The sequence below is a fragment of the Methylorubrum sp. B1-46 genome (genome assembly GCF_021117295.1).
Classification (GTDB): domain Bacteria; phylum Pseudomonadota; class Alphaproteobacteria; order Rhizobiales; family Beijerinckiaceae; genus Methylobacterium.
This window is the reverse complement of record NZ_CP088247.1, coordinates 935,716-961,635: the sequence shown is the minus strand read 5'-3', so window position 1 is coordinate 961,635 and position 25,920 is coordinate 935,716. Positions and strand designations below refer to the sequence as shown.

The following is a 25,920-nucleotide window of genomic DNA, read 5'->3' as shown; positions in this document are numbered from 1 at the left end:
ATCCGTCGCGAGTATAGTCAGGGCGATGACCCCCATTCCTTCCGATCGCCTCGACGCCATCCTGGCCCGGCATGCCTTCGTCACGGCGCAGCTCGCCGACGGCTCGGCCGAGGCCGAGACGATCGTGCAGCTCTCCCGCGAACTGTCGGAACTCGACGGCGTCGTCGCCGCGATCCAGCATTACCGGGCGGCGGAGGCCAACCTCGCCGGCATCCGCGCGTTGATCGACGAGCCCGGCGGTGATCCCGAGATGCGCGCGCTCGCGGCCGAGGAGAAGCCCGAAGCCGAGGAAGCGATGGAGGCGGCCCACCGCGCGCTGCAGCTCATGCTGCTGCCCAAGGATGCGGCCGACGAGAAGAGCGCGATCCTCGAAATCCGCGCCGGCACCGGCGGCGACGAGGCGGCCCTGTTCGCGGGCGACCTGTTCCGGATGTACGCGAAATACGCCGAGTCGAAGGGCTGGCGCGTCGAGGTGATCTCGGAGAGCGAGGGCACCGTCGGCGGCTACCGCGAGGTGGTCGCCGAGGTGAAGGGCCGCTCGGTGTTCTCGCGGCTCAAGTTCGAGAGCGGGGCCCACCGCGTCCAGCGCGTGCCCGACACCGAGACGCAGGGGCGTATCCACACCTCCGCCGCCACCGTCGCCGTGCTGCCCGAGGCCGAGGAGGTCGATGTCGTCGTCAACGAGGCCGATCTGAAGATCGACACCATGCGAGCGCAGGGCGCCGGCGGCCAGCACGTCAACAAGACCGAGTCGGCGATCCGCATCACCCACATCCCGACCGGCGTGGTGGTGTTCGTGCAGGAGGAGCGCTCGCAGCATAAGAACCGGGCGCGCGCCATGGCGCTGCTGCGGGCCAAGCTGTTCGACGCCGAGCGCACGGCCAAGGATTCGGCGCGGGCCGCCGACCGCAAGGCGCAGGTCGGCTCCGGCGACCGCTCCGAGCGCATCCGCACCTACAACTTCCCGCAAGGGCGCGTCACCGACCACCGCATCAACCTGACCCTCTACAAGCTGGAGGAGGTCATGGCCGGCCCGGCACTCGACGAGGTGATCGACGCGCTGGTCACCGAGCATCAGGCGGAATTGCTGGCAGCTGAGGGGATGGCGTGATCCCTGATCGGGTGGAGCGCTACGAAACTCACTTCCCGCGCGGCCGCGGGCTCGCCCGAGACCCGCGAGCGTTTGCTCAAGCCGGGCGGGCCCGATCGGGATGGGGGCGAAGGCGCGGACACGTCCCGCGCTGTCCGGCATGAGCTTCGATCACACCCTCTCCCGTGAAGCCGCCCTGCGCCATCTCGTCCGCGTCTTCGAAGAGGCCGGCCTGCCGGAGGCGCGCACGGATGCCCGCTTCCTCGCCCTGCACGTCCTCGCGCTTACGGCCCTGGACCTCTCGCTCCGCGGGCGCGAGCCGATCGGCGCGGCCGGTGCACGCGCTCTAAGTGAAGCTGCGGCGCGTCGGTGCGCGGGCGAGCCGGTGGCGCGGATTATCGGCGCCTGGGAGTTCTGGGGGCTGCCCTTCGCGCTCGGACCGGAGACTCTGGTGCCGAGGCCCGACACCGAGAGCGTGGTGGAGGCCGCGCTACGGTTGTGTCCCGAGAGGGATCGTCCGCTTCGCCTGATCGATCTCGGCACCGGCTCCGGCTGCATCCTCGTGGCGCTGCTGCACGAGCGCGCCAAAGCCTTCGGCATCGGTCTCGACCGGGCGGAGGGCGCACTTGCGGTCGCCCGCCGGAACGCGGCGGGCAACGGCGTCGGCGACAGGGCCGCCTTCCTGTGCGGCTCCTGGCTCGATGCCGTGACCGGGCCATTCGACCTGATCGTTTCGAATCCGCCCTATATCGCCGCCTCCGTCGTCGCGACGCTCGCGCCGGAGGTACGCCTTCACGATCCGCACGCCGCACTCGACGGCGGCGCCGACGGCCTCGACGCCTACCGGGCGATTCTTCGCGGGATCGCGCGACGGCCCGGCCTGCTCGCCGTGGGCGGCGCCCTTGTCCTGGAGATCGGCTACGACCAGGGAGCAGCGCTCACCGACCTCGCGCGGGCGATGGGATTCGAGGATGTGCGTGTCGGCCGGGATCTCGCCGGCAACGACCGGGTCGTCACGCTTCGGCCATCCTTGGCGGGCAGGTGACGGAACGAAGAAGTGGATCGGCCGGTGCGGCAGGGCGCAAAACGCCACGCAAAATGCCACGGACCCCGCAGAAATTCGGCATAAGCCGGCGTTGCTCCGAAAAAATGCTTGTTGTCGAGGGCGTCAGTCACTAGCTTAGATATGCAGACCGCCAACGGCCCGTTGAGCGTCTCTCATAAAACTCCCGCTGCGCCGTTATGGACAAAGGGAGCTCCCGAATGCCGGGAGTTTTGTGAGGCACTCTTCAAGACGGTATCGGCAGGATCGGTTTTGACCGTGTCCTCCGGCCTCGGACGGTCTTCCCACCATCGAGCGGACGCGCTCCGGCAGTCGCGGTCAGTCTCGGTGGGATCGAACCTGACAGTCGAGGGATGTCTCGCGGCGCGCCGAACGGAGCGCAGCCACCGGACGAGCGGCAAACATCGCGGGATGTGCGCGCTCGGGTGCCCCGCGCCCGGCCCGCTTCGTCCGCGAGCAGGGATCCGGCGCTGTCAGTCACGCTGAGCGACAGGTTAACGAGGGTCAATCGAGGCCGATGAGACCAAACCAGAATCGACGGATGCGGGGTCGCAATCGGCCCAAGGGTCCGAATCCGCTGACGCGCTCCTACGAGTCGAACGGTCCCGACGTCAAAATCCGCGGCACCGCCCAGCACATCGCCGACAAGTACGCGCAGCTCGCCCGCGACGCCTTGGCGAGCGGCGATCCGGTCGCGGCGGAGAACTACTTCCAGCACGGCGAGCACTATTTCCGCATCATCACCAGTGCCCAGGAACCGGGCCGTCCTCAGGTCAGCCAGGGCTACGCCCGCAACGGCTTCGACGAGGACGAGGAGGGCGACGACGAGACCGTCCAGGGCCAGGGCGCCGAGGGGGGCCGCCCCGGCTTCGGCTACGGCACAGACGAGTACGGCGACCCGACCCAGCAGCCGCAGCCGTTCGAGCGCCACGACTTCGACGGCCGGAACCAGGGCCGCGACCGCAACGAGCGCGGAGACCGGAACCAGCGTTTCCAGGGCCGCGACCGCAACGAGCGTGGTGACCGCAACGACCGCGGTCAGCGCTTTGAGGGCAACCGGCAGGACTATAACCGCGGCGAGCCGCGGCAGGACTTCCGCCAGGATCGGCAAGACCGACCCGAGCGCCAAGATCGGCCCGAGCGTCAGGATCGGCCCGAGCGTCAGGACCGCCAGGACTATCCCCGTCAGGACGGTCATCGCCCGGATTACAGGCAGGACCGGCGCCAGGATTACCGGCAGGATTTCGGACCGCAGGCTCAGGAGGGCCGCGAGGGCCCGCGTGAGAACCGCCGCGACGCCGCGCGCTTCGAGAACGGTCGTCCGGAACCCTCCGAGGCGCCGCGGCAGGAGCCTCGCCAGGACTCGCGGCAGGAGCCGCGTCAAGAGGCGCGCCCGGTCGAGCCGCGCCAGGAAACCCGCGCCGAGGCTGCCCCACGCTCCGAGGGGCCGGTGCGTCCCGACAGCCCGGCGCCGCGGCGCGGGCGTGGCCGCGCAAGCGAGGCCAGCCGCGCGGCGGCGGCCGAAGCGGCCGATCCGTCGGCGCTGCCCGCCTTCCTGATGACGGCGACCCGCAATCCCGCTCCGCCGCCGGCCGATGCTCCGGCCCCGCGCTCCGCGCCGGAGCCGCGCGAAGCGGCCCCTAGCGCCGAAGTGCCCGCGGCCGACGACACGCCGGCGCCCAAGCCCCGGCGGCGTCGAACCCGCTACAAGGGTGCCGAGGGTGAGGCCGCTCCCGACCAGACGGATACGCCGGACGCGGCCGAGTAAGAGTGCCTCACTAAGACGTCCGGTCACCGACCGTTCTCCCGCGTGCGAGGACAGCGTGGCGGGAGTTTTGTGAGAGATACCAAGACGAAATCAGCGGCCCGAGGGAAACCTCGGGCCGTTTTCGTTGTGCCCGGCCGTCGCGCGGCGTCCCGAGCGACAGCCGCAGGCTTTCGTCAGAAGACCGCCCGTTCCGGCCCTAGGAAAGGCCTGCTTCCAGGCTGTCGATGAGGCATAGGCCGATGTCAGGGGCGGACCGGCTCGTGCAAGCGGCGCGTGCCCGATCCGGCCGGCGATCGGAGGACATGATGCGGCAGACCTTCTTCCTGGCCACGGCGCTCATGATCGCGACGCCGACCGCCGCACTCGCCCTGGATCCAAGGATGATCGCACAGGGGCAGGTGCTCTCCGGTATGGCGCGGGGCTACGCCGAGCGCAGGGGCAGCCGGTCACGACGCGCCGAGCCGAGTGAGGCGAGAACTCGGCAGACCTGCGCCAACGGGCGCGCGATGGTCCGTCGCGGAAACCCCGATCCACGGCTTCGCTATCTGCTCGCGCTGTGTCGCAGGGGTGGTTGGTAGGCCGATCAGGCGACGGGATGGACGCAAAGCCAACGTCGACGACCGGGGCAGCCGATGACGGCGCCCCGCCTTCAGCCGCTTCTTACGACGATGAGCAGATGGGGATGGGATCCTATCGCAGATAGTTCACGAGGCTCATCTCGGAGAGGATCGAGGTGACCTTGTAGCTCGCCTGCAACTGCGTCTGCAGGCTCAGCAGCTTGGCCGCGACCTCCTCGGTCGAGACGGTGTCGATGCCGTCGAGAGAGGCCTCCAGGGTGGCCTTGGTGGTGTTCGCCACCGCCTTGGCGTTGGCCATGCTGCTGGCCGCAAGGCCGAAATCGGTGCCGAGCTGCTCCAGACTCTGCTGGTTCTCGCCCGCGGTGAGCAGGCTGGATGCCCGGTTGGACACGGCCTCGTAGCGCGCCGTATCGACGGTTCCTGTCCCGCTGGTGAAGCTTTCGGCGGCCATCGCGGCGATGCTGGCCAGCGTCCGGCGGATCGCCTCCTCGTTGGCCTGGGCACCGATGGCCACCGTCCGGCTGGTGCCGGCCTGCACGGTCGCCGTCGCCCGCGGGTCGGCGGCGGTGTCGCCCTTGTACCAGATCAAGGTCTTGGCGCTCGCGGTCTCGGCGTAGCCGTTGCCGTCCGCCGCGACGCGCCGCGGGCTCAGGCCCGCCACGGGCGAGCCTTCGAAGAAGTTGAGTGAGGCGCGGGCCGTCGAACTCGCGGAGAGGTCGGCGTTGGCGGCCGAGGTCAGGGCGTTCTGGAGCGCCCGCGACAGGTTCGCGGTGGTGTCGTCCGGGGTGGCGCCGAGGGCGAAGGTCGTCGTCGAGGTGGAAGCGGCCGTCTCGGCAGCGGTCAGGGTGATCGTCCGGGTCGTGCCGTCGTGCAGGCCGAGCTTGAGCGTGATGGCGTCGCCGGCCGCGATGCCGTTCCCCACCGTGAAAACGGTCGAGGCCGCCTGCCCGTTGGAGAAGGTGGCGGTCACGCCGGGCGGATTTGCGCTCTGCACGCTGGCGATGTCGGCGCCACCGAGCGCCCGCTTCAGGTTCGCGGCCGTGTCTGCCGCGGTGTTGCCGATGGCGAAGGCGCCGGCCGCGTTCCCGGCTTCCCCCGCGCGAGCCGTCAGGTCGAGGGTCTTCTGGCTGCCGTCTGCGAGCTGCACGACGACCCGCACCTGGGCGCCGTCGGCGGGCTGCTGCGCGAAGGTGAGGGCGACATCGGGCTTCGCCCCCGCGAAGAAGCTGGCGCCGAGCGAAGCGCTGTTCGAACTCGACGCGGCCATGAGGGTAAAGCCGAAATTCGCCCGCGCCTCCGGGTTGGCATCCTCCGACAGGCTGACCGTCCGGGTGCCGGTGCCCTGGATCAGGCGTCCGTTCCCGGCAGGGCCGAGATCGGCCTTCTTCTGCTCGGCGATCAGCGCCTTGAGTCCATCCAGGCCCTCCGCCGGAATGCCGTTCATGATGGCGTCCTGGGAGACGACCGGCTGCGTCTCGGTGGCCCGCCCCGAGAAGACGTAGACCCCGCCCGCCTGCTGGTTCAGGGCATCGACGGCCGCCGCGAGGTTGTTGGCGGCGAGCTGCACGGTGGTGGCGGGCAGCTTCTCGTTGCGGGAGGCGACGTTGCCGCTGATACTGGAGCGGGTGTTGTCGGAGAGCGCCTTGAGTTGGGTCAGGCTGGCGCTCGTGAGCTTCACCCGGGTCTCGGCCGAGGAGATCGCCGCGACGTAGCCCTCTTGCGCGCTGATCGCGGCGTGGGCGCTGAGGCTCGTCGTGCGTGCCACGCCGAGGCCGCCATAGGTCTCGGCGGTGCGCCCCGTCGAGAGCTGCTGAGCCAGCCCGTCGAGCTGGTTCTTCATGCCGACGAGGCTCGCCGATTGGCGGTCGAAGCGGTAGGTGCCGGCGGCGAAGGCGGAAATGGTCATCGGCGGCTCCGCAGCTAAATTCTGAGCAGGGTGTCGATCATGTCGCGCGCCGCGGTGAGCACGCGGGCATTGGCCGCGTAGGCCTGCTGAAGCGCGATCAAATTCGACATCTCTTCGTCGATGTTGACGCCCGAGGCGGAGGCGAAGCGCCCCTGCGCCGTCGAGAGGGCGATGCTCTGGCCCTCGTCGAGATCCTGCGCCGCCGCCGCCGCCGCGCCCTGCACCGAGATGACGCCCTGAACGAAGTCGGCGACGCTGGAGCGCGTCGGCGCGTCGATGCCGCTGATGCCGCTCGACGAGGAGAACAGGCGCTGCGTGCTCGTCAGCGCGGTGTACATGGCCTGGGGCCGGGTCCCGTCGCCGGCGCTCGATCCGGAGCCCGTGCCGGTGATCCCGACGAGGGTGCCGGCGCTGCCGACTACCGCTGGGTTCACGGCAATGCGCTGGGCGAAGCCGGTGAGCTGCGAGCCGCCGTCGAAGGAGCCGGTGTAGAGCGCGGCGGACGCGCCGTCGACGAAGAGCGGAAGCTGCGTGGCGGCACCCTTGATGTCGCCCGCCGAGGTAACCTGCGTCACGCTGGCGCTCGCCGCGACCAGGGAGGCGCCGCCGGTCGAGAGGATCCGCATCGCCCCGGCCGCGCCGCCCGGCGCGCTCGAGACGCTATACCCTCCGCCTAGGGCCGCGGCGATCGCGTTGCGGACCGAGGCGGGGTCGCGGCCCGCACCGGCCTGCGGGATCGTGAAGGGAATGATCGTGGCGTTCGCGTCCTCGGTGCTGCCGGCGGGAACGGCCGGCGGCGGTGCTTGGTAGGACGGCATCAGGATCAGGTTGCGCTGCGTCCCGCTCCCGTCCTGCACCGTCAGGGTGATGGCATTGCCGGCCGAGAGGCCGGTGAGGTCGATATCGAAGCCGCCCTGGGTGCCATCGGTGGGAACGGTGCCGGTGGCGACCCGGTCGGACATCGCTCGCGACAGGCCCGCGGCGAGGTCGTCGAGCTGGCGCTGCGCCTGCGGCAGAGCGCTGTCGCGCAGTTCGATCGCCGCGGCGATCGACCCGGAACGGATCGCTCCCGAGGCGAGCAGGTCGATCTTGCCGCCGCCGGGCGTCGTCGCGACGATGGTGCCGACGCCGCTGCGGGACGGGTCGCTGTCGTAGAAGGCGTTGGCCGAGAGAGTGCCGCGGGCATCGAAGCTGAGCGTGGCGGCATCCGAGCGGTCGAGCAGCGTGACGCCCGAACTCGTCAGCACGCTCACGCTGCCGTCGCTCTGGGTGACGGCGTTGATGTCGATCAGGCCCGACAGGCTGGTAAGCGCCTGATCGCGCTGGTCTTCCAGGTCGGGGCGGCTCGGATCGCCGGCCGAGGTCGCGACGATGCGGGTGTTGAGCTTGGCCAGTTGCGCGAGGAGGTCGCTCGCCTTGCTGGTGTCGATGCCGAGTTGCGTCTCCAGCCCTGAGCGCAGGGCCTGGACCCCGTTGGCGGCGCTGCCGATGCGGGTGGCGATGTCGTTGGCCGCGCTGAGCACCGTCGCCCGCGCGGCCGTCGAGGTCGGGTTGGCGGCGAGCGTCTGCAGCGAGAGCGTGAAGCGGTTGAACACGCCGTCGAGCGCGGACGCGTCGCCGGGCCGCCCGTAGAGCGTGTCGAGCTGCGTGCGCGTCTTCGACATCAGCGAGGTGTAGGCCGCGCCCGACGTCTCGGAGCGGAGCTGCTTGAGTGCCGCGGCGTCGAGGGCACGACCGATCGTGCCGGTGGCGACGCCCGCATTGCCCAGGCCCGAGCTGACGGGCGAGAGCGTGCGCCGGACATAGCCCGCCGTGCCGACATTGGCGATGTTCTGCGAGACGACCCCGATCTGGGCCTGCGTGACCCGCAGGCCTGCGGTCGCCGTGCTGAACGCGTCGAGGGCCAAGGCGTCTCTCCTCGCTCAGGAGCCGGTCAGCGGATGACGTTCAGGAGGTCGGAGATCATCGTCTGCGCCGTGGACATCACCCGGGTGTTGGCAGAGTAGGCCTGTTGCGTAACGATCATCTTTGAAAATTCCGCAGCAATGTCGGTATTCGACTGTTCGAGGTTGGCCCCGACCACGGTCGAGTCCTTGAGCCCGCTGATCGCCTCGCCGGAGGCAACGGTCTGCTGGTAATTGCCGAGCGAATCCGGCTTCAGCCCGTCGGGATTGACGAACTGCGCCACCTCGATCCGGGCCAGCCCGATCACCGAGCCGTTCGAGTACTTGCCGCTGATGATGCCGTTCTCACCGACCTCGACGGAGTTCAGCGAGCCCGAGGCATAGCCGTTCTGCTTGAGGTCGTTGGTCGTCACCGCGCCGGAGGCTGCGGCGTACTGCGTCAGGCCGCCGCTGAGATCGAGGCCGACCGTGCCGACATTGACGCCGTCGACCGTCAGGTTGTTGATCGGAACCGTGCTCCCGGTCGGCGCCGTCATCTGACCGCTGAGGCTGAAGGTGAAGGCCTGGCCGATATTGGTCCAGCTCGTCTGATTGCCGGTGACGCTGGTCTTGTCGGCGGTGAACAGGTTCCAGGTATCGCTCGTGCCGGTCGCCGTGTCGGCGGCGGCCACCTTCGCCCAACGGCTCTGCACGCTCACCGGCGCGCCGGAGGCGGTGTAGACGGTCAGCGCCGGGCCGGCGATGCTGTTGTCGATCAGGCTCTGCGCGTTGGCCTGGGAGACGGTGCCGCCGGTTCTGCCGTTGGTCGGCGTCACCCGCGCGTCGGAGCCGTCGCTGAAGGCGGAGAGCAGGCCGTTGGTCGAGGCGACGTTGGTGGTGGCCGGCGTCTTCGGCAGGTTGGCCGAGTAGGTGATCGCCGTCGTCGGCTTGGCCGGGATGATCGCGTTGGAGATCCGGATCGGCCCGGTGCCGTTGGTCTGGCCGGTGACCGGGTCGAGGCTCGCGCCGACGAGATAGGCGCCCGCGCCGTTGACGAGGTAGCCGTCCTTGTCCGCGGCAAAATCGCCGCGGCGGGTATAGAGGTTGGCGCTGGAGAAGCTCTCGCCGCCGCCCGTATCGGTGGTCTTCTTGCGCACCACGAAGAAGCCCTGACCGTCGAGCGCCATGTTGGTGGAGACGCCGGTCGAGACTTTGTTGCCCTGGACCGAGTTGGTGAGTTCCGAGAATGCGGCGACCGAACCCGCGGTCTGGGTCTTGGCGCTGCTGCTGTCGACGAGCATGTCGACGAAGCCCGTATCGATGCGCTTGTAGCCGGTCGTCTGCGAGTTCGCGATGTTGCCGGAGATGTTGCTCAGCGAGAAGGATTGCGCCTTCAGGCCCGAGACCGCGGTCTGAAGCGCGGAAAAGACGTCCATGGCTTTGGCTCGCTCCCTAAGGCCGCACGGGCGGTCGATGTGAGGCCGCAAGCGGCATGCCACGTTTAAACTATTGATTTTGTTGAGGGCGGTGTCGCGCGATCTCGGCAGATTCGGACCGTCTGAGGGGCCTGTGCGGCAGTTTCTGCCCAGTTCGGCTGTGTTTACGGCCCGTTATCGCGACGGCCGTTAGGATGGAGACTGAGCTTTCGCGTCGGACGGCATCCATGAAGAACAAGAGGACGAGCCTCGTCCACCTGATCTACTTCTCGCGCCTGACCATCTCGAACGAGCCGGCTCTGCGCGCGAAGCAGATCGGCGACATCACGCGGCAGGCTCAGAAGAAGAACGAGTTCGCGGTGATCACGAGCTTCCTGATCATCGACCAGAATTTCGCGATCCAGGTGGTCGAGGGCGAGCGTCAGTCGGTCAACGAGACCTTCCAGCGCATCGCCGCCGATTCACGCCACCGCGACGTGCAGATCGTCGAGTGGCGCGAGATCGCCAAGCGCGAGTTCGTCAGCTCGTTCACGACGGTGAGCCGCACGCCCGCCAACGATCCGCACTTCGCCAAATCCGGCCTGCTGCCGATGCTGCACCGGGGTACGCCGAAGGGCAGCGCCATTCATGGGCTGGCCATCACGCTGCAAGCCGAATCGATGGCCAAACAGGGCATCGACCACTTGTTCGTTTGAGCGGGCGGACGCTTGAGCCCGCCCCCCAGAGTTCCTTTTGAGACACGCCCTCGGACGCCATGAGCGACACACTTCCCATCCTCATCGTCGATGATCAGCCCAAGCTGCTGCGGCTGATCATCGAATTGATGTCCCGCCTCGGCTTCCCGGACGTGGAGGGCGTATCGGACGGCACCGAGGCCCTCAGCCGCATGCGGGAGCGCCGCTACGCCCTGGTCATCTCCGACCTCGCCATGGAGCCGATGGACGGGCTTCAGCTCCTGCGGGAGATTCGGGCCGACGACAGCCTGATGAACACGCCCTTCATCCTCACCGAGACCTCGTTCGACTTTGAGGACATCAACCACGCCCACGTCGCGGGTGCCGACGCCTTCATCCTCAAGCCGTTCGACATCAACCTCTTGAAGACCAAGCTGAAACAGGTGCTCAACCGCAAGCCGCGCCGCCGCGAGGCGCCGCTGCCTGCCGAGTCGACGCTGAGCCAGGAATTTCCGCTGCTGGGCAAGTTCTGAGCGTCTCCCCCAAAACCCCCGCCGCGCTGTCCTCGCCCGAGCGAGAACGGTCGGTCGCCGGGATTTGTGTGAGGCACTCGGAACCGGCCGCTCCGGGCCCGGCCCGTCCCGCGGTCGGACCGGGATGGGGCGCATTGCCGGCTTGAACAGGCGCACACGCAGGCCGGGAGAGGGCGCGCGCGGGAGGCGTGATCGCTCCGAACCGTCGGCCGAGCCCGAGACAGGTTGATCTGTGGTTGAATTCACGAGAGGCCGTCTTAACCGGATCCGGGCATTCTCGTCGCGGACGGAGAGGAAGGTCGGGCTACTGATGCAGGCGCAGGCCGAAGGGTGCGGAGCCGCAGATCGCTCGTCGGTTCCGCGAAGCGGCGCGGGTGCGATGCGCGGCGACGTCCTGCGCGCCGGCCTGTGGCTGTGCCTGACCGTAACCGGATTGGCGTCCGCCGCGTTCGCGGCCTCATTCTCGGCTGATCCGGCCGCGCGGGCCCTGCTGATTGCCGGCGCCGGTGCCGCGGCGCTTGCCCTGGTGCTCCTCGCGTTGCGCCAGCTCCACCGTCGTCTCGGCGCGGCAATGGCGACGGCCGGGCAGGGGGACGGCGCGCGGTCTGCAGCCGACATCGCGGGTTTGGAGCGCCGCGTGGAGGAACTGAGCGACCGCATCGCCCGGCTGAACGCCGCGCTCGATACGCTCTCCCTGGGCTTCCTGCTCTACGATGGCGATCACCGGCTGCTCGTGATCAACCGCCGCTACCATGAGATCTACCGCCTGCCGACCGGTGCCGTGACGCCGGGCATGCCGGCACAGGAGGTCCTGCGCCGCAGCGTCATGGCCGAAAGCCGGTCGGACCGGAGCGAAGCCGAACAATTGGCCGAGATCGACGCTCTGATGGGGGCCGACGCCGTGCCGACCCAGATCCAGCACCTCGCCGACGGGCGCATCGTCGCCATCGAGATCCAGCCGATCGACGGCGGCGGCTTCGTGGCGATCTTCGAGGAAGTGACCGAGCGCTGGAACGCCGAGGCCCGCATCGCCCACATGGCCCGGCACGATGCCGTGACCGAACTGCCCAACCGCGTGCTGCTGCGCGAGCGCATCGAGGGAGCGATCATCCAGGCCCGGCGCGATACCGGTTTCGCCGTTCTCTGCCTCGACCTCGACAACTTCAAGCAGGTCAACGACACCCTCGGCCATGCGGTCGGCGACGAGTTGCTGCGGGCGGTGGCCCACCGCCTCAGAGCCTGCCTGCGCGAGGTGGACATCGTGGCCCGGCTCGGCGGCGACGAGTTCGCGGTCATCCAGGCGGCGGTCGAGGCGCCGGCGGATGCCGCCACTCTGGCCAAGCGCATCCTCGACGTGGTCAGCGCGCCCTACGCGCTCACCCATCACTCCGTTACCATCGGCGTCAGCATCGGGATCGCGCTCGCGCCGAGCGACGGCCTGGAGCCCGAGCGGCTGATGCAATGCGCCGACGTCGCCCTCTATCGCGCCAAGGGCGACGGGCGCGGCGTGTTCCGGTTCTTCGAGGCGGAGATGGATTCCCGCCTTCAGGCCCGCCGCTCCCTCGAACTCGACCTGCGCGCCGCCTTCGAGGCGGAGGTGTTCGACCTGCACTACCAGCCGATCTACGACCTGTCCCAGGAGCGCATCTGCGGCTTCGAGGCGCTGCTGCGCTGGACGCACCCGACGCGGGGGCGCGTCTCGCCCGCCGAATTCGTGCCGCTCGCCGAGGAGATCGGCCTCATCGTGCCTTTGGGCGAATGGGTCCTGCGGCGCGCCTGCCGCGAGGCCGCGCGTTGGCCGGAAGGGCTCAAGGTCGCGGTCAACGTCTCGGCGGCGCAATTCACCTCGACCGCGCTGATCGGCACGGTGAAGGAGGCGCTGGCCGAGAGCGGTCTGCCCGCCCGCCGCCTCGAACTGGAAATCACCGAGAGCGTCCTGCTCGTCAACGGCAGCGCCACGGTGGCGATCCTGCACGGGCTGCGGGATCTCGGGGTCCGCATTGCCATGGACGATTTCGGCACCGGCTATTCCAGTTTGAGCTACCTGCGCAGCTTCCCCTTCGACAAGATGAAGGTCGATCAGTCCTTCACCCGCGACCTGACGGTGGAGCAGGGGTCGGGCTTCATCGTGCGGGCGGTGGTCAGCCTCGCCTCCAGCCTCGGCATGACGACGACCGCGGAAGGTGTCGAGACGCCGGAGCAGCTCGCTTGGCTGCGCGAGGAGGGCTGCGACGAGGTGCAGGGCTACCTGTTCAGTCCGCCGGTTCCGGCGAGCGCCCTTCCGGCGCTTCTCGAGACCTGGAACGGCCGCAAGCGCCGCGCCGCCTGAGCGAGAACGGTCGGTGAGCGGGCGTTTTGCGAGGCACTCTGAGACGGATCGCCGATCGTCCCTTCGACCGGGGCCGACCTTCAGGCCGCTGCGGAGGCCGGCGGACGGTCCCGCGAGACCTTGGCCGTCGCCTCTCGCAGGGTGCCGATCCCGGCCTCCGCGGCCATGCCGGCGGTGGCCAGATGCCGGCGATAGGCCCGCGCGCCGGGCCGCCCGTTGAACAGGCCGAGCATGTGCCGGGTATAGGCATGCAGGCGTAGGCCGCGTTCGAGCCCCGCCGCGATGACCGGCTCGAACGCTTCGACCGCAGCGAAGGCGTCGGCCACGGGCGCCGGCTCGCCGAACAGCTCGGGATCGACGTCGAGGAGCAGAGCCGGCTCGGTATAGGCCGCCCGACCGATCATCACGCCGTCGACCTCCGTCAGCCGCGCCTTGGCGGCGGCGATGTCGGCAATTCCGCCGTTGATCGCGATCGGCAGGGCGGGATGCGCCCGCTTCAACCGAGCGACCCGGCCGTAATCGAGGGGGGGCACATCCCGGTTCTCGCGCGGTGACAGGCCTTTCAGCCAAGCCTTGCGGGCGTGGACGATGAGCCCGTCGGCACCGGCCGCGATCACCGTGCCGGCCACGGCGTCGAGGGCCTGCTCTGTATCCTGATCATCGACGCCGAGGCGGCATTTCACCGTGACGGGCACGGCGACGGCCGCCTTCATGGCCGCCACGCACGCACCCACCAGATCCGGCTCACGCATCAGGCAGGCGCCGAAGCGTCCCTCCTGCACCCGGTCGGAGGGGCAGCCGACATTGAGGTTGATCTCGGCGTAACCGAAATCGGCGGCGATCCGCGCCGCCGCCGCGAGGTCCCCTGGATCGGAGCCGCCGAGCTGCACCGCGACTGGATGCTCGCCGGCATCGAAGCCGAGCAGCCGCTCCCGATCCCCATGCAGCACGGCGCCGGTCGTCACCATCTCGGTGTAGAGTCGGGCCCGGCGCGACAGGGTGCGGTGGAACGCGCGACACTGCCGGTCGGTCCAGTCCATCATCGGGGCGACGCTGAAGCGCCAGCCGCTGAGAGCGTTCGGGATATCCGTCGGCGTCGACACGTGCGCCCTGTTCCGTTCGATTCTCGTCCGCCCTGAGCCATTCGCGAGAACCGATCCACGCGGCGGCTCGATCGGACGCGAACCGCCCCGTCCGGATTGGCCGGACATCGACTTGCGCCTTCGCTCCGCGAGCCGAAGGTCGTCGTTCAGGGCGATCTCGGCGATGTGCGCCCGGATATCACGCCTTGTCCGGGGCCGGAAGGGAAGCGCGTGGCGGGAGAGGCCGAGCGCTTGCGCAGCGGCCGGCAGCCTGCCGCCGACCGGCTAGGTTGCTGCCGGGAGCGCCTCGTCGTGAAGCCGCAGGAAGGCCTCCGCAAAGGCCTCCGCGCTCTCCTTGGTCAGGCCGGTGACCACGAGACCTTGTGCGGTAACGGCCCAGAGGCCGTCGTCGTTCTGGAAGACGCTGAGTGCCGTCACGGCCCGCCTCCGGATGGAATCTCCGGGGCAACGATCCTGCATCCCCGCCTGTTCCGCAATGGGACGGCAAGGGCTGTGCCCGTGCCGTTCCCGTATGCTTCAGCCCTGGCTCTCGACGGAGCCGGACAGCTCAATGCTTATGACGATGCCCGTGGCTGTGATCGTGCCCATGTTCGTGGGTGTGATCGTGGCTGTGATCATGCCCGCAGCTTCCGTGGTCATGGTTGTGACCGTGATCATGGTCGGACCCGTGCTGATGCGCCGGGGGCTGTCCGTGGTCGTGACGCGCGTGAGCCTCGTGGTCGTGGTGATGGTGGCCATGGTGATCGTGGCCGCACTGGCTGTGGTCGTGGGCAGCCTTTTCCGGCTTGAAGGGCCGGTTCAGCGGGCTGGCCATGCAGCCCGCGCCGCGGACCAGTTCGGCGGCCCTGGCCGGGACGTAGAGAACGTCCGCGCCGACCTCGGCGGGAACATGCTCGCCGCCGAGTTGCCAGGCGAGGCGCAGCAGACGGGCGGGATTGCCGGCGCGGACTTCGAGCAGCGCCTCATCGGCGGCGCGCACGCCGACGAGGCGCCCGTCGTCGAGCTTCAACGCGTCACCGTCCTCCAGGCCCGCGGCGCGGTCCAGGGTGAGATCGACGGACAGCCCGCCCGCCGTGGTCAGATGGGCGTGCGCCTGTCCCCGCGCGGTATGGTCGAGGGTCACCGTATCGACGACGAGATCGGGCCGGACGGCGGCCTTGCGGACGATCAGGCTGGCTTTGGGCATGGCGGTCCTCGGTCATGAACCCGGCGGCAACGGGCCGAAGCCGGGCGATTTTGCAACAGGTGCGCCCTCAGATGGCAGGCGCAGGGCGAAAAGTCATGCGCCGATGCAACCTGCCCCAATCTTGGCCGTTTCATGTGCCGTCGATGGCAGCCGGTGACAAACCAAGGCCAAACGGTGCCCCGCGCCGGCAACAGGCCCGATCGCCGATGCACAAGGGAGTTCGGACCACCATGAAGAGACTCATTGCCGCCGCCCTCGCGGGCAGCCTCGCGCTCTCGCTCGGTGCCTGCAACACGCCTCAGGATCGGGCGCTGGGCGGTGCGGCCCTCGGTGCGGGTCTGGGCGCTGCGGTCGGCGGGCTCGCTACGGGCCGCGCGGGCGGTGCGCTCGCCGGTGCCGCGATCGGCGGTGCGGGTGGCGCGATCGCCGGTGCCGCCTCGGCGCCGCGCTGCCCCTACGGCACCTTCCGCGACGAGTACGGCAACGTCTACTGCCGCTGATCGCGACACGCGCATTGTGGAAAGGGCCGGGGTGGGGAGCCCCGGCCCTTTTCCTTTTGCGGCCCGTCAACGCATCGGGCTTGCGCTGCGGTACGGTTTGCGGCGTTAAGCCGTGACGAACGCTCCCGCCGAATGACCTCGGATTCGTCCTTGCCTGTCCTGGATCTCTCACCTTCCCCTCGACCGTCCGCGGGCGGCGCCCGATGAGCACCGGCCTTTGGGGCAAGATCGGCGGGGCCGGGATCGGCGTGCTGGTCGGTGGGCCGATCGGGGCACTGGTGGGAAGCGTCGCCGGCCACTTCCTCGTCGATCGCGAGGGCGCGCCCTTCGGTCCGACGCCGCGGGACGTGGTGTTCACCACGGGGCTGGTGGCGCTCGCGGCCAAGATGGCGAAATCGGACGGCGTGGTGACCGATTCCGAGGTTCAGGCGTTCGAACGCGTGGTGCAGGTCGAGCCCGAGGCGCGCGCGGGCGTCCAGCGCCTGTTCGATCTCGCCAAGGCGACGACGGACGGCTTCGAGGCCTATGCCGGGCAGCTCGCCTCGGCCTTCGGCGAGGAGCCGGCCCTGCTCGAGGACGTGCTCGACGGCCTGTTTCACATCGCCACCGCCGACGGGGCGATCCATGAGGGCGAGGAGCGCTACCTGCGCGCGGTGGCCGGTATCTTCGGCCTCGACGAGGCCGCCTTCCGCCGGATCGCCGCCCGGCACGTTCGGCTTGCCGACGATCCCTACCTCGTGCTCGGCCTCGAACGCTCCGCCGACCCGGCCGCCCTCAAGGCGCAGTATCGGCGGCTGGTGGCCGAGAATCATCCCGACCGGGCGCTCGCCCGCGGCCTTCCGCCGGAGGCGGTGGCGATCGCCACGCACCGGCTCGCCGCCATCAACGCCGCCTGGGATCGGATCGCGGCCGAGCGGGGGCTGACGTGAGCTTTGCCCCCGACAGCCCGCTCGCGCAGGCCGTCGTCGCCTCGCCCAACCGCGGCGCGCGGATCGGCGACGCGCTCGACATGCTGATCCTGCACTATACCGGCATGCCGACCGCACAGGGGGCGCTGGAACGCCTGTGCGACCCGGCGGCGGAAGTCTCGGCCCATTACTTCGTGTTCGAGGACGGGCGCATCGTCCAGATGGTGCCGGAGGCCGACCGGGCCTGGCATGCCGGGGCCGGCGCCTGGGCGGGGGCGCGCGACATCAACTCGCGCTCCATCGGCATCGAGATCGCCCATCCCGGCCATGCCGGCGGACTTCCGCCCTATCCGGAGGCGCAGATCGCGGCGGTGATCGAACTCGCCCGCGACATCGTCGTCCGGCGCGCGATTCCGGCGCCCCGCGTCCTGGCCCATTCCGATGTGGCGCCCGCCCGCAAGGAGGATCCGGGCGAAAACTTCCCCTGGGAACGGTTGGCGCGCGACGGCGTCGGGCATTGGGTGGCGCCGGCGCCGGTGCGCGACGGGCGCTTCCTCGCCATGGGCGAGACCGGCCAGCCGGTCGAGGCCCTGCAGGCGATGCTCGCCCTCTACGGCTACGAGCAGCCGGTCACCGGGCACTTCGACGAGGCGACGGGCGCGGTCGTGACCGCTTTCCAGCGCCATTTCCGCCCGGCCCGCATCGATGGGGTCGCGGATTCCTCCACCATCACGACCCTGCGTGACCTGATCGCCGCGCAGCCGGCCTGACCGCGACCTCACATCACACGACCGGGAAAATTCGGAAAGATTTCCGGCTGCCCGGCGTTTCGTCGCCACCGTCATCGGCACGGTTGGGCGTCGGGCCCCGTTTGACTTCATGTTCGTGTTCTATTGGATCGTCGGCGTCCTGGTCGGCGCGGTACTGCTCGCCGGCTTGGCCCGGCGCCTGCGCGCGCCCTATCCGGCCTTCCTGGCTCTCGGCGGCGTCGGCCTCGCCTTCATCCCCGGCGTGCCGAGTCTCAATCTCGATCCCGAACTGGCGCTCGCCCTGTTCCTCGCGCCCGTGCTGATGGATGCGGGCTACAGCACCTCGCTGCGCGATCTGAAGCGCAATGCCCGCCCCATTGCCGGGCTCGCGGTCGGGGCGGTGGCGGCGACGACGGCGGCGGTCGCGGCGGTCGCGCTCTGGCTCGTCCCCGACATGCCGCTCGCGGCCGCCATCGTGCTGGGCGCGATCGTGGCGCCGCCCGATGCGGTGGCGGCGCTCTCGGTGCTCGGCCACGTCTCGCTGCCGCACCGCCTCGCCACGATCCTGCGCGGCGAGAGCCTCCTGAACGACGCCGCCTCGCTTCTGATCTACCGGCTCGGCGTCGCCGCGGCGGCGACCGGCTCCTTCGCTGTATCCGAGGTCGCGCCAGCCTTTGCGATCGGCGTCGTCGGCAGCCTCGTGGCGGGGCCGCTCGCCGCGCTCGTCTACCTGCGGATCCTGCGCCGGGTCGAGGAGCCGATGAGCGTGATCGTGCTGCAATTCTCGGCCGCCTTCGGCCTCTGGATCGCCGCCGAGGCGCTGGAACTGTCCGGCGTGCTGACCGTGGTGAGCTTCGCGATCACCGTGGCCCGCCGCGCCCCCGGCCAGACCTCGCCGCGCCTGCGGGTGATCTCGAACGCGGTCTGGGACACGGCGATCTTCGTGCTCAACGTTCTCGCCTTCGTGCTGATCGGCGAGCAGATCGGGCCGATCCTCGCGCGGATGACGCCCGAGCAGGAATTCGCCTACGCCTCCGTCGCCGGGGCGGTGGTCGTCACCGTCATCCTCGTCCGCATCGCCTGGGTGCTGCCGGCGAGCGCCATCCGCCGCGTCGGCTTCGGCACCGGCCCCGCGGATTCGGGCAACCCGCATCAGAGTCGCGATCTCGGCCTCGGCGCCGGCTTTGCCGTTTCGTGGTCGGGCATGCGCGGCCTCGTCACCATCGCCACGGCCCTGGCCCTTCCCGAGGGCGGACCGGGCGGAGGCGGGTTCCCCTATCGCGACCTGATCGTGCTGACGGCCTTCTGCGTGGTGATCGGCACGCTCGTAGTGCAGGGCCTCACCCTGCGTCCGATCCTGGCATGGCTCGGCCTGCAGGATTCCGATCCGGTCGGCCGCGAGGTGGGCCGGGCCCGGGCCGAGGCTTACGGGGCCGCGGTCGAGGCTCTGAGCGGCGACCGGTCGGAAGCGGCCGACGCCTTGCGGCGGGAGTTCCACGCCGCCCTGGCCGAGGCCGAGGCGCACGAGGACGGTCTCGCCCCCGAAGGGCTGCCGACTGACCCGCCCCGCCGCCGCGCAATCCACGCTGCCCGCGACCGCCTCCTTACCCTGCGCCGAGACGGGCGGATCGGCGACGATGCCTACTTCGTGCTGGAGGAGGAGCTCGATTGGGCGGAGCTCAATGCAACCCCGCGTGGCGAGGTGTGACCGGCACGTCATGCGCCGGTGACGGCTCAGGGTTCATCTTGGATCGCGCCGATCGCGGGATGAGATGAAGGCACGGTTCGTAACAGGGCTGTGCGGAAAATGTCATGAGACCCGCTGCTCTCTGCGGATATTTTGCTCAAGGATCAAAATAGACGCAAACCACGGGCGGCCTAGCTCTGGACGATTATAATTTTGGTGGCGTGGCCGTATTCGACAGCCTGTTTAGGCAATGGGTTTCCAATGTTGATGATAGGACAATAGGTCTAATTTTCTGAAAATGACTGTGCATGATTAGCAAATACAACTGCAGATCTTGAGTACTTTTCAAAAATTCGCGTTAAAGATCGCGGGGTCGGTGCGGCGACGACAGAGAACAGCCATCGAGAGCGCGCCGGTAAAGTCTTTCGCTCACGTGTCACGTCATGGCGTGTGTCCAGCGGCGCGTTCGCGATCCCTCAGATCTTCCCCCCTCCGCTCGCGCGGATGGCCGGGGTCATAACCGATGCCGAAATCAATGTTCGAGCCGCCACATCAACCTCCGCATCCGCATCCGCTGAAGCGATCCGAAGCGGCGATCTCCTGCGCGGCAGGCCGCGCTCGCCGGGAGCGGCCGTGCTGATGGTTGCGAGTGCAGTCTGTCTCGTCACGGGTGTGGGGCTGGCGGCTCAGGCGCACCGCTTCGGCCCGCGCTCGGCGCTCGCCGAATCCCTGGCCGGCGTCCTGTTGATCCTCGGCCTCGCGCTGATCGGCTTCGGGTTGCCGGTGTTTCGATAACGGCGTCGCAAGGCGGCCTGCGGGGCAGGAGATGTCTGAGACCGTTTCCGGTTGACCGTTTCGGTTCTGCACCCACCGCCTTCGTTCCGGGGCGCCGGAGGCGTGCAAGCCACGATGGGCCTCGGCGATCACGCGAAGACCGGACGAGCCGCGCGCCACCTTGGGCGGCGGTTACGCGCTCACGCGGGCGGCGAGACGCGCCTCGATTGCATCCCAGACCGAGACCGCCAGATCGGGGCCGCCGAGCCGCTTGATGGTGCGGATGCCGGTGGGGGAGGTGACGTTGATCTCGGTGAGATGCCCGTCGATCACGTCGATGCCGACGAGGATCAGGCCGCGGCGGCGCAGTTCCGGGCCGATGGTGGCGCAGATCTCGCGCTCCCGCTCGGTCAGTTCGGAGGCGCCGGCCGCACCGCCACGAACCATGTTGGAGCGGATATCGCCCTTGGCCGGCACGCGGTTGATCGCGCCCATCGGCTCGCCGTCCACGAGAATGATGCGCTTGTCGCCCTCGGTGATCTTTTCGAGGAAGCGCTGCACGACCCACTGCTCGCGGAACGTGGCGGTGAACAGGTCGAACATCGATCCGAAGTTCGGATCCTCCTCCGAGACCCGGAACACCGCCGCGCCGCCATGCCCGTGCAGCGGCTTCATCACGACGGTGCCGTGCTCCTTGCGGAACGCCTCGATCTCGGTGCGGTCGCGAGAGATCAGGGTCGGCGGCATCAGTTCGGGGAAGTCGAGGACGAACAGCTTCTCCGGCGCGTTGCGGACCTCGGCCGGATCGTTGACCACCAGGGTGCGCGCCGCAACCTTCTCCAGCATGTGGGTGGCCGTGACGTAGGCCATGTCGAAGGGCGGATCCTGGCGCATCAGCACCACGTCGACCGCAGCGAGGTCGATGCGCTCCGGGCTCCCGAGGCTCGCATGTGCGCCCTCGACATCCTGCACCGTCACGGCTTGCGCGTAGGCCGTCACCAGGCGGCCCTGCATCGAGAGGCGGTCCGGCGTGTAGGTGTAGAGGCTGTGGCCTCGCGCCTGCGCCTCCAGCATCAGGGCGAAGGTGGTGTCGCCCGCGATGCGGATCGACTGGATCGGGTCCATCTGGACCGCGACGCTCAACGCCATGCTCGTCCCCGGCTTACCGTGCGCGTTGCGCCAAAACAGCGGGCGAAAAAGCGGGCTCTCGACGAGCCCGCTCCGTTCCGATCGATCGCTCTCCGACGGCGGCGCTCCTAGCGCTGGCCGCGGGGCTGCGAGGCGCCGCCGGTGCGCCGGTCATAGTCGCTGATCGCGGACTTGCACTCGGGCGAGAGGCGGGGGCGATTGCGCGTCATGCAGGCATCGGCATCCGAGCTGTTCGGATCGACGCCGGCGCAGAGCCGGAAATAATCGTTGGCGCAGCCGAGCTGAAGTCCCTGGTCCTCGCGCTGGGCCTGAGCCGGGCTCGCCGCAACCAGGGTCAGCAGCGCGAGCGGCGCCAGTCTCAGGGCCGCGGACGCACCGCGCGCCGCGCCGCCAAATCGTGAGAAGTCCGGACGCATCCTGCCTTGTCCTTCGCTCGATCCAAAATGAGTTGGCACCGCATATCGGGCATCGCCCCTCGTTAGCAAGCGCAGCACGCTGCCGCTTTCGTGCGCGCCGACACGCATGGCCCGGGCTTGCCGCCCATGTCCGAATGGGTCGCAAAGAAAAGGGCCCCGCAGCGGGATTCGCGCGGGGCCGAAGTCAAGGGAGGAAACGCCCGCCATGGGCCCGATCACTCTCGCAAAGACCGTGCCGAGGACGCCACGCGTGCCGACGAAGACCTCCTGCCGGCCCGTTGGAGACCGAAATGCGCCGTGCGTTGAAACACTCCGTTAACCACGTCGTGCTGAGCTTTTTGGCGAGATCGCCCGGCCGGGGCGGGCCCGTCCCGCTCACGAGCAGCGCCCGCCCGACCCGCCGGCCCGTGCCGGAAGGCGACGGCGGGAGCCGGCCGCCACACACATCGACGGGACAGGCCCATGCCCTCTTCCAAAACGTCTTCATCCGCCCTGTCCGCGAAGCCGAGTCATCGGGAACGCGGCGCGACAGACTCGGTCGTGCCCTTCGTCCCCATGACGAACCGCCGCTTCCGCCGCGAGGCGGATGATGCGCCGCGCGGCCAGATCCTGCTGTTCACGGGTGTGCGCTACGAGAGGATGCCGGAGGTCGAGGCCCTGCCGGTTCCGCGCCGCCGCCGCTCGTGACGTGCCTCGGCTCGCGACTCGTCGGCCTGCCTTCCCGCGGCCTCCTTCTGGCGCCGCTGCTGCTGAGCGCCTGCGCGCAGGAGGGGGATTTCGGCCGCCCGGCGCCGAGCGCTTGGAATCGGCTGATCGAGACCACGGGGACGCTGGCGGCCCGCGAGCGCGGCACGCCGGCCTCGGTCTATCCGCTCACCGACGACGAGGGGGTGCTGCGCGATCGCGCCTGGCGGTTCCTGATGCCCGCCGACAGCCGGGCCGCCTTCGAGGACGCGCTGGCCAATCTGACCCGAGCCCGTGTTCTGCCGCCGCGCTGGCGGCAGCCCGACATCCCCGCCTATCACAGTGATTTGATTTCCGAGCCGTTTCGGTCCCCCCATTCACGCTACCGAAAGCTGTCCGAGGATGCCGTCGCCGATGGCCGGCTGATCCCGCCCTTCGCGGCACTGGCCGGGCGCGTCTTCGAGGCGGATGCGGTGCGGCTGCGTGCCTTGCCGTTCGCCAAGAGCCTCGACGATTGGGACGTGCGCCAAGCCGCGATGCGGGTGGCCGAGAACCGCTGCCTCGTCGCCTGGATGCGCCTGGAAACGTCCCTGCGGATCGTTCGCTACCGCTACGCGCTCGAACATTTTCTGATCGAGATGCCCGGCCGCGAGGCGGCGCCGGCCGAGCAGGCGGTCGCGTTCCTCGAAGGGCGGCGGGGGCTGCTCGACCCGCTCCTGCCCCCGGACGCCGCCGCGCGCTGCGGCCTCGTCGATCCGCCGGAGGGGGCGGTGGTGGCCCCACCGGTCGTTGCCAAGTATTAGGGTATCGTCCTGAAAAGGTGGCCGCCGGCTTTCGGGCGAAGACGATGCGTGAGCGCAGGCCTCGCCCGAAATCGGCAGGCCCATCAGTTTGGAGTGAAGGGGATCGATGCGAACCATCGTCTACGCGGATGGCGGCTGCGACCCCAATCCCGGTCCCGGCGGCTGGGGCGTGGTGATCCAGGATCCCGCAGGCACGGTCGAGCTGCATGGCGGCGAGCGCGCCACCACCAACAACCGCATGGAGCTGACCGCCGCGATCAGCGCGCTGGCCTATTTCCCCGAGGGCGCCGTGATCGAGATGCGCTGCGACAGCCAGTACGTGATCAAGTCCGTCACCGAGTGGATGCGCGGCTGGAAGGCTCGCGGCTGGCGCACTGCCACGGGGCCGGTGAAGAACATCGACCTGATGCAGCGACTCGACGCCCTGGCCGCCGCCCGCGACGTGCGCTGGACCTGGGTGCGCGGCCATGCCGGCGAGGCCGGCAACGAGCGCGCCGACCGCCTCGCGGCGCTCGGCCGGCGCGAAGCCCTAAGCGGAAAGACATCGGGTGAAACGGTGCTCCCGCCGGCCGATCCCATACCAGCCGAGACTGTGCCGGCCGCGGCGGTACTGGCACCCGCCCAGCCGGCGCAATCCAAGACGGTGCCGATGGCGCTGAGCGCGGATCTCGCCAACGCTCTGTCGCGGGCGGCGGCCCGCGCCGGCATCACCCCGCAGGCCTATCTCGAGGATGCGGTGCGGCTGGCGCTGGAACTCAAGCCGCCGGGCGTCGCCCGCGTCCGGGCCGAGCTGCAGAAGGCGTCCTGATCGGGCCGGGGACGGGCGCGATGGATCCGGCCTTCTTCGATCGCCCCGCCGCGACGGTCGCCGCCGAATTGATCGGCTGGCGCCTGCTCGCGGACGGTGTCGGCGGCGTCATCGTCGAGACGGAAGCCTATGACCGGACCGATCCGGCCTCCCACAGCTTCGCCGGGCCGACGCCGCGCAACGCCAGCATGTTCGGGCCGCCGGGCCGCGCCTACGTCTATCGCTCCTACGGCCTCCACTGGTGCCTCAACCTCGTCTGCGAGACCGGCAGCGCCGTGCTGCTGCGCGCGCTCGAACCGACGTCCGGTTTGGAGACCATGCGCGCCCGCCGCGGGCTCGACGCGCCGCGCCTGCTCTGCGCCGGGCCCGGCCGGCTCGCCCAGGCGCTCGGCATCGACCGCTCGCATGACGGCCTGCCCCTCGACCGGGCACCCTTCGCCTGGGCGGCGCCGGACGGGCCGGTTCCGGCCGCGGCGACGACCCGCATCGGTATCAGCCGCGGAATCGAGGCGCCCTGGCGTTTCCTCGTGCCCGGCTCGCCCTATCTCAGCCGGCCGCTGCCGCGGGCGAGGCCCGGAGCCGGTGCGGCAGAGTAGGGCTCAGGTCTCGGCGAGGCCCGCACTGGATTGTGAGGGCGCGCGGCCGTGCGGCGTGCCGAGATACTCCTCGGAGCGCATCTCGATCAGGCGGGAGGCGGTGCGCTCGAACTCGAAGGCCTCGCGGCCCTCCGCCGCGGTGTAGAGCCCGGTCGGCTCGGCCGCCGCCGAGGCGACGAGCTTCACATGCGCGTCGTAGAGCGTGTCGATGAGGGTGATGAAGCGCTTGGCCTCGTTGCGCTCCGTCTCGCCCATCACCGGAATCCCCGAGACGATCAGGGTGTGGAAGCTGTCGGCGAGCGCCATGTAATCGGAGGCGCCGAGCGGCTTGCGGCACAGATCGTCGAAATGGAAGCGGGCGACGCCGCCGGCTTCCTCCGGCACGGGCACCGCACGGCCCTTCACCGTGACCGTGCTCGGCTTGCCCCTCGCGCGGCCTGTGAGCGCCTTGAAGGCGGCGTCCAGCGCAGCATTGGCCGCCGCATCCGCCGGAACATGGTAGACCGAGCTGCCGCCGAGCTTCTCCAGCCGGAAATCGGTGCGGGAATCGAGGCGAAGCACCTCCACCCGCTGCGTCAGTTCCGCCACGAAGGGCAGGAACAGCGCGCGGTTGAGGCCACCCTCGTAGAGCCGGTCGGGCTCGACGTTGGAGGTCGCCACCACCGTCACGCCGCGCTTGAACAGCGCCCCGAACAGGCGGCCCAGGATCATCGCGTCGGCGATGTCGGTCACCGTGAACTCGTCGAAGCACAGCAGCGTCGCCTCCGCGGCCAGCGCGTCGGCCACGGGCGGGATCGGGTCGTCGCCCTTCGCCTCGCCGCGCTTCAGCGCCTGCCGGTGGGCGTGGATGCGCTCATGCGCGTCGGCGAGGAAGCCGTGGAAGTGCACCCGCCGCTTCGGGCCCGGCGCAACCTCGTGGAACAGGTCCATCAGCATGGTCTTGCCGCGGCCGACCGAGCCCCAGATGTAGAGCCCCTTCGGGGGCCCGGCATCGTCGTCCTTGCGACCGAACAGCCAACCGAGCGCACTGCCCTTCTTCGCCCGGCGGCGGCGTTCCAGGTTCTGCACCAGCCTGTCGAGGGCCTGGACGAGGCGGATCTGCGAGGGGTCGCGCTCGATCGCGCCCGAGGCCACCAGGGCGTCGTAGCGCTCGCGGACCCGGCCGGGCGGGGCCGCGCCGGCGCGGGCAGGGTCGGAGGGGGCGTGACTCTCGGGCATCCCGGCCGATCGTTCGCGTGAGGAGGCGCCTCGTTCGGCGAGCGGGCCGGCGGAGACGGGGCTTGCCCGCTCTGCCGCG

The 25,920-nt window shown here is 69.7% G+C and carries 24 protein-coding genes; 15 read left to right on the top strand and 9 right to left on the bottom strand.

What is annotated here, in order from left to right; all coding sequences use genetic code 11:
- The first annotated feature begins 25 nt into the window (after positions 1-25).
- The 3 genes from prfA (at position 26) to LPC10_RS04670 (ending at position 3,921) form a co-directional block, all read left to right on the top strand.
- Entirely contained in the window at positions 26-1,111 is a 1,086-nt protein-coding gene (gene prfA / locus LPC10_RS04680; RefSeq protein WP_231345673.1) for a peptide chain release factor 1, read from the top strand.
- A gap of 139 nt (positions 1,112-1,250) precedes the next feature.
- A complete protein-coding gene (prmC, locus tag LPC10_RS04675; RefSeq protein WP_231345672.1) occupies positions 1,251-2,135 on the top strand; it encodes a peptide chain release factor N(5)-glutamine methyltransferase in 885 nt (294 codons plus the stop codon).
- A gap of 559 nt (positions 2,136-2,694) precedes the next feature.
- Entirely contained in the window at positions 2,695-3,921 is a 1,227-nt protein-coding gene (locus LPC10_RS04670; protein ID WP_231345671.1) for a DUF4167 domain-containing protein, read from the top strand.
- Positions 3,922-4,611: 690 nt separating this feature from the next.
- Here the strand turns inward: LPC10_RS04670 and LPC10_RS04665 are convergent.
- Genes LPC10_RS04665 through LPC10_RS04655 form a run of 3 tightly spaced genes read right to left on the bottom strand, consistent with a single transcriptional unit; the run spans position 4,612 to position 9,724 of the window.
- Entirely contained in the window at positions 4,612-6,405 is a 1,794-nt protein-coding gene (locus tag LPC10_RS04665) for a flagellin (RefSeq protein WP_231345670.1), read from the bottom strand.
- A 14-nt stretch (positions 6,406-6,419) separates the two neighbouring features.
- Positions 6,420-8,312, bottom strand: a complete 1,893-nt coding sequence (gene flgK, locus LPC10_RS04660) for a flagellar hook-associated protein FlgK (RefSeq protein WP_231345669.1) — start codon at positions 8,310-8,312, stop codon at positions 6,420-6,422.
- 26 nt (positions 8,313-8,338) lie between these two features.
- The gene (locus LPC10_RS04655; RefSeq protein WP_231345668.1) at positions 8,339-9,724 is read right to left on the bottom strand and encodes a flagellar hook protein FlgE; all 1,386 of its coding nucleotides are present in this window, start codon (positions 9,722-9,724) and stop codon (positions 8,339-8,341) included.
- A gap of 227 nt (positions 9,725-9,951) precedes the next feature.
- Between LPC10_RS04655 and LPC10_RS04650 the strand changes: the two genes are divergently transcribed.
- The 3 genes from LPC10_RS04650 (at position 9,952) to LPC10_RS04640 (ending at position 13,260) form a co-directional block, all read left to right on the top strand.
- Entirely contained in the window at positions 9,952-10,419 is a 468-nt protein-coding gene (locus LPC10_RS04650) for a BLUF domain-containing protein (protein WP_231345667.1), read from the top strand.
- Between the two features lie 59 nt (positions 10,420-10,478).
- Positions 10,479-10,931 (top strand): response regulator, encoded by a 453-nt coding sequence (locus LPC10_RS04645; RefSeq protein WP_108938907.1) that lies wholly within the window; start codon positions 10,479-10,481, stop codon positions 10,929-10,931.
- A gap of 310 nt (positions 10,932-11,241) precedes the next feature.
- Positions 11,242-13,260, top strand: coding sequence for a putative bifunctional diguanylate cyclase/phosphodiesterase (locus LPC10_RS04640; RefSeq protein WP_370644654.1), 2,019 nt, complete (start codon positions 11,242-11,244; stop codon positions 13,258-13,260).
- Between the two features lie 80 nt (positions 13,261-13,340).
- On the opposite strand, the gene dusA is transcribed toward LPC10_RS04640, so the two are convergent.
- From dusA to LPC10_RS04625, 3 genes are all read right to left on the bottom strand, one after another.
- On the bottom strand, positions 13,341-14,303 hold the full coding sequence (gene dusA, locus LPC10_RS04635; RefSeq protein WP_231346966.1) for a tRNA dihydrouridine(20/20a) synthase DusA: 963 nt from the start codon (positions 14,301-14,303) through the stop codon (positions 13,341-13,343).
- A gap of 324 nt (positions 14,304-14,627) precedes the next feature.
- Positions 14,628-14,780, bottom strand: coding sequence for a hypothetical protein (locus tag LPC10_RS04630; protein ID WP_231345665.1), 153 nt, complete (start codon positions 14,778-14,780; stop codon positions 14,628-14,630).
- 130 nt (positions 14,781-14,910) lie between these two features.
- On the bottom strand, positions 14,911-15,549 hold the full coding sequence (locus LPC10_RS04625; RefSeq protein ID WP_231345664.1) for an urease accessory protein UreE: 639 nt from the start codon (positions 15,547-15,549) through the stop codon (positions 14,911-14,913).
- A gap of 230 nt (positions 15,550-15,779) precedes the next feature.
- On the opposite strand from LPC10_RS04625, the gene LPC10_RS04620 reads away from it, so the two are divergent.
- From LPC10_RS04620 to LPC10_RS04600, 5 genes are all read left to right on the top strand, one after another.
- Positions 15,780-16,049 (top strand): hypothetical protein, encoded by a 270-nt coding sequence (locus LPC10_RS04620; protein WP_060768669.1) that lies wholly within the window; start codon positions 15,780-15,782, stop codon positions 16,047-16,049.
- 203 nt (positions 16,050-16,252) lie between these two features.
- Positions 16,253-16,978, top strand: a complete 726-nt coding sequence (locus tag LPC10_RS04615) for a TerB family tellurite resistance protein (protein WP_231345663.1) — start codon at positions 16,253-16,255, stop codon at positions 16,976-16,978.
- Positions 16,975-17,727: an N-acetylmuramoyl-L-alanine amidase gene (locus LPC10_RS04610; protein WP_231345662.1), complete on the top strand. Its 753-nt coding sequence runs from the start codon at positions 16,975-16,977 to the stop codon at positions 17,725-17,727. The genes LPC10_RS04615 and LPC10_RS04610 overlap by 4 nt, the downstream gene beginning before the upstream one ends.
- Before the next feature lie 109 nt (positions 17,728-17,836).
- On the top strand, positions 17,837-19,414 hold the full coding sequence (locus LPC10_RS04605) for a sodium:proton antiporter (protein ID WP_231345661.1): 1,578 nt from the start codon (positions 17,837-17,839) through the stop codon (positions 19,412-19,414).
- A gap of 618 nt (positions 19,415-20,032) precedes the next feature.
- On the top strand, positions 20,033-20,188 hold the full coding sequence (locus tag LPC10_RS04600) for a hypothetical protein (protein WP_231345660.1): 156 nt from the start codon (positions 20,033-20,035) through the stop codon (positions 20,186-20,188).
- Between the two features lie 171 nt (positions 20,189-20,359).
- Here the strand turns inward: LPC10_RS04600 and gshB are convergent, their stop codons facing one another.
- Entirely contained in the window at positions 20,360-21,316 is a 957-nt protein-coding gene (gshB, locus tag LPC10_RS04595; protein ID WP_231345659.1) for a glutathione synthase, read from the bottom strand.
- A gap of 107 nt (positions 21,317-21,423) precedes the next feature.
- The gene (locus tag LPC10_RS04590) at positions 21,424-21,732 is read right to left on the bottom strand and encodes a hypothetical protein (protein WP_231345658.1); all 309 of its coding nucleotides are present in this window, start codon (positions 21,730-21,732) and stop codon (positions 21,424-21,426) included.
- Positions 21,733-22,272: 540 nt separating this feature from the next.
- Here LPC10_RS04590 and LPC10_RS04585 point away from each other — a divergent pair.
- The 4 genes from LPC10_RS04585 (at position 22,273) to LPC10_RS04570 (ending at position 24,623) form a co-directional block, all read left to right on the top strand.
- Positions 22,273-22,419 (top strand): hypothetical protein, encoded by a 147-nt coding sequence (locus LPC10_RS04585; protein WP_231345657.1) that lies wholly within the window; start codon positions 22,273-22,275, stop codon positions 22,417-22,419.
- The gene (locus LPC10_RS04580; RefSeq protein WP_231345656.1) at positions 22,416-23,219 is read left to right on the top strand and encodes a hypothetical protein; all 804 of its coding nucleotides are present in this window, start codon (positions 22,416-22,418) and stop codon (positions 23,217-23,219) included. Before LPC10_RS04585 ends, LPC10_RS04580 begins: the two co-directional genes overlap by 4 nt.
- 106 nt (positions 23,220-23,325) lie before the next feature.
- Positions 23,326-24,027 carry a ribonuclease HI gene (rnhA, locus tag LPC10_RS04575; protein ID WP_231345655.1) on the top strand — a complete coding sequence of 234 codons (702 nt, stop codon included), beginning with the start codon at positions 23,326-23,328 and terminating at the stop codon, positions 24,025-24,027.
- A gap of 20 nt (positions 24,028-24,047) precedes the next feature.
- Positions 24,048-24,623 (top strand): DNA-3-methyladenine glycosylase, encoded by a 576-nt coding sequence (locus LPC10_RS04570; protein WP_231345654.1) that lies wholly within the window; start codon positions 24,048-24,050, stop codon positions 24,621-24,623.
- Between the two features lie 3 nt (positions 24,624-24,626).
- Here the strand turns inward: LPC10_RS04570 and zapE are convergent, their stop codons facing one another.
- Positions 24,627-25,841 (bottom strand): cell division protein ZapE, encoded by a 1,215-nt coding sequence (zapE, locus tag LPC10_RS04565; protein WP_231345653.1) that lies wholly within the window; start codon positions 25,839-25,841, stop codon positions 24,627-24,629.
- Positions 25,842-25,920 lie beyond the last annotated feature (79 nt).

What these genes read in the sequence shown, in the direction of transcription:
- LPC10_RS04570 (WP_231345654.1), top strand. Translation starts at nt 24,048, where the DNA reads ATGGATCCGGCCTTCTTCGATCGCCCCGCCGCGACGGTCGCCGCCGAA.
- prmC (WP_231345672.1), top strand. Translation starts at nt 1,251, where the DNA reads ATGAGCTTCGATCACACCCTCTCCCGTGAAGCCGCCCTGCGCCATCTC.
- LPC10_RS04605 (WP_231345661.1), top strand. Translation starts at nt 17,837, where the DNA reads ATGTTCGTGTTCTATTGGATCGTCGGCGTCCTGGTCGGCGCGGTACTG.
- LPC10_RS04665 (WP_231345670.1), bottom strand. Translation starts at nt 6,405, where the DNA reads ATGACCATTTCCGCCTTCGCCGCCGGCACCTACCGCTTCGACCGCCAA.
- LPC10_RS04645 (WP_108938907.1), top strand. Translation starts at nt 10,479, where the DNA reads ATGAGCGACACACTTCCCATCCTCATCGTCGATGATCAGCCCAAGCTG.
- LPC10_RS04590 (WP_231345658.1), bottom strand. Translation starts at nt 21,732, where the DNA reads ATGCGTCCGGACTTCTCACGATTTGGCGGCGCGGCGCGCGGTGCGTCC.
- LPC10_RS04650 (WP_231345667.1), top strand. Translation starts at nt 9,952, where the DNA reads ATGAAGAACAAGAGGACGAGCCTCGTCCACCTGATCTACTTCTCGCGC.
- zapE (WP_231345653.1), bottom strand. Translation starts at nt 25,841, where the DNA reads ATGCCCGAGAGTCACGCCCCCTCCGACCCTGCCCGCGCCGGCGCGGCC.
- LPC10_RS04655 (WP_231345668.1), bottom strand. Translation starts at nt 9,724, where the DNA reads ATGGACGTCTTTTCCGCGCTTCAGACCGCGGTCTCGGGCCTGAAGGCG.
- LPC10_RS04670 (WP_231345671.1), top strand. Translation starts at nt 2,695, where the DNA reads ATGCGGGGTCGCAATCGGCCCAAGGGTCCGAATCCGCTGACGCGCTCC.
- LPC10_RS04625 (WP_231345664.1), bottom strand. Translation starts at nt 15,549, where the DNA reads ATGCCCAAAGCCAGCCTGATCGTCCGCAAGGCCGCCGTCCGGCCCGAT.
- rnhA (WP_231345655.1), top strand. Translation starts at nt 23,326, where the DNA reads ATGCGAACCATCGTCTACGCGGATGGCGGCTGCGACCCCAATCCCGGT.
- LPC10_RS04600 (WP_231345660.1), top strand. Translation starts at nt 20,033, where the DNA reads ATGGTTGCGAGTGCAGTCTGTCTCGTCACGGGTGTGGGGCTGGCGGCT.
- dusA (WP_231346966.1), bottom strand. Translation starts at nt 14,303, where the DNA reads ATGATGGACTGGACCGACCGGCAGTGTCGCGCGTTCCACCGCACCCTG.
- gshB (WP_231345659.1), bottom strand. Translation starts at nt 21,316, where the DNA reads ATGGCGTTGAGCGTCGCGGTCCAGATGGACCCGATCCAGTCGATCCGC.
- LPC10_RS04620 (WP_060768669.1), top strand. Translation starts at nt 15,780, where the DNA reads ATGAAGAGACTCATTGCCGCCGCCCTCGCGGGCAGCCTCGCGCTCTCG.
- LPC10_RS04640 (WP_370644654.1), top strand. Translation starts at nt 11,242, where the DNA reads ATGCAGGCGCAGGCCGAAGGGTGCGGAGCCGCAGATCGCTCGTCGGTT.
- prfA (WP_231345673.1), top strand. Translation starts at nt 26, where the DNA reads ATGACCCCCATTCCTTCCGATCGCCTCGACGCCATCCTGGCCCGGCAT.
- LPC10_RS04615 (WP_231345663.1), top strand. Translation starts at nt 16,253, where the DNA reads ATGAGCACCGGCCTTTGGGGCAAGATCGGCGGGGCCGGGATCGGCGTG.